The following is a 1,845-nucleotide window of genomic DNA, read 5'->3' as shown; positions in this document are numbered from 1 at the left end:
AGAAGTTCGCCCGTGCCGCGCGGGAGGCCTTCGACGGCGCCGGCATGGGATCCAACGCGGTCGCCTTCAGCGGTGCCACGACGGCGAGCGGCCGCGGTCTGCTGCTCGGCAACCCGCACTACCCCTGGCAGGGCGGCCGCCGCTTCTGGCAGTCGCAGCAGACGATCCCCGGCGAGCTGGACGTCTCGGGCGGATCGCTGCTCGGCTCCGCGACGATGTCGATCGGGTTCAACGCGCGGGTCGCGTGGAGTCACACGGTCGCGACGGGCGTCACCCTCAACCTTCACCAGCTGACCCTGGATCCGGCCGATCCGACGGCGTACCTGGTGGACGGAAGTCCGGAGCGGATGACGAGACGGGCCGTCACCATCGGGGTGAAGGACGGCACCCCCGTCACCCGAACCCAGTGGTGGACCCGCTACGGTCCCGTCGTCACCTCGCTCGGCGCCCAGCTCCCGCTCCCCTGGACCACGACGACGGCGTACGCGCTCAACGACCCCAACGCCTCCAACCTGCGGACTCGGACACCTCCCTCGGATTCGGCAAGGCACGCAGCACGGCCGACATGCTCAGGGTCCTCAGGACCAGCCAGGGACTGCCCTGGGTGAACACGATCGCCGCCGACTCGGGCGGTCACTCACTGTTCACCCAGTCGCAGGTGCTCCCCCGGATCACCGACGAGCTGGCCCGGCGCTGCTCGACGCCGCTCGGCAGGGTCACCTATCCGGCGTCCGGGATCGCGATCCTCGACGGCTCGCGCGGCGACTGCGCGTTGGGCCGTGACCAGGACGCCGTGCAGCCGGGGATCTTCGGGCCGGGGAGGATGCCGGTCCTGCGGGACGCGCCCTACACGGAGAACTCCAACGACAGCGCCTGGCTGGCCAACGCGGACCGGCCGGTAACCGGGTACGAGCGGGTCTTCGGGACGGTCGGGACCGCGCGCTCGATCCGTACGCGGGGCGCGATCGACGACGTCGCGGCGATGGCCGCGAAGGGGGGCCTGTCCCAACGGGACCTGCTGGCGCAGCAGTTCACCAACCGTGCCCCCGTGGGTGACCTCGCCGTGGAGGACGCGGCCAAGGCGTGCGCCGCGCTGCCGGACCGCAGGGCGACGGGCGGAGACGGCGGGTCCGTAGACGTGAGCGCGGCGTGTCACGCGCTCGCCGCGTGGGACCACACCATGGACACCGGCAGCCGGGGCGCACTGCTCTTCGACCGCTTCTGGCGAAGGCTGACCGCGCTGGTGCCGGCCGCGCGGCTCTGGAAGGTTCCGTTCTCGGCGGCGGATCCCGTGCACACCCCGAACACGCTCGACACCGGGGCTCCGGGGTTCGCCACCGCCCTCGCCGACACGGTGACCGAGCTGCGCACGGCGGGCATCCCACTCGACTCCCCGCTCGGCGCGCACCAGTTCGTCGTGCGGGACGGCCGGCGCATCCCGGTGCCGGGCGGCACGGAGTCGCTGGGAGTGTGGGACAAGGTCGAGCCGGTGTGGGATCCCGCGGCCGGCGGTTACACCGAGGTCACCACCGGGTCCTCGTACATCCAGGCGGTCGGCTGGGACGGGGGCCGCTGCCCGGTCGCCCGTACGCTCCTGACGTACTCCCAGTCGTCCGACCCGACCTCGCCGCACTACAGCGACCAGACGCGGCAGTTCTCCGGCGAGCGGTGGGTCACTTCCCGGTTCTGCGAGAGGGACATCCTGTCCTCGCCCGCTCTGCGGGTGATCCGGGTGGGCGGGCACCGCTGACAGCGGCCCCGTGGTCCCCGCCCCGCCGGGGGGGGGGCCCCCGGAAGCCGGGGGACACCGGTGGGGGGGGGGCCGCCCCCTACGGGTCGCGCACC

General features: G+C 73.1%; 1 pseudogene. It reads left to right on the top strand.

Annotation, left to right across the window (positions count from 1 at the left end):
- Nucleotides 1–1,750: pseudogene (locus ABZV34_RS39040) on the top strand (penicillin acylase family protein); the annotation flags it as partial.
- Between the last annotated feature and the right edge of the window lie 95 nt (nucleotides 1,751–1,845).

Source organism: Streptomyces sp. NPDC005195 (assembly GCF_040608315.1).
Lineage (GTDB): Bacteria > Actinomycetota > Actinomycetes > Streptomycetales > Streptomycetaceae > Streptomyces > Streptomyces kaempferi.
The sequence above is the reverse complement of the archived record's forward strand: the minus strand, read 5'-3'. Positions and strand labels throughout refer to the sequence as shown.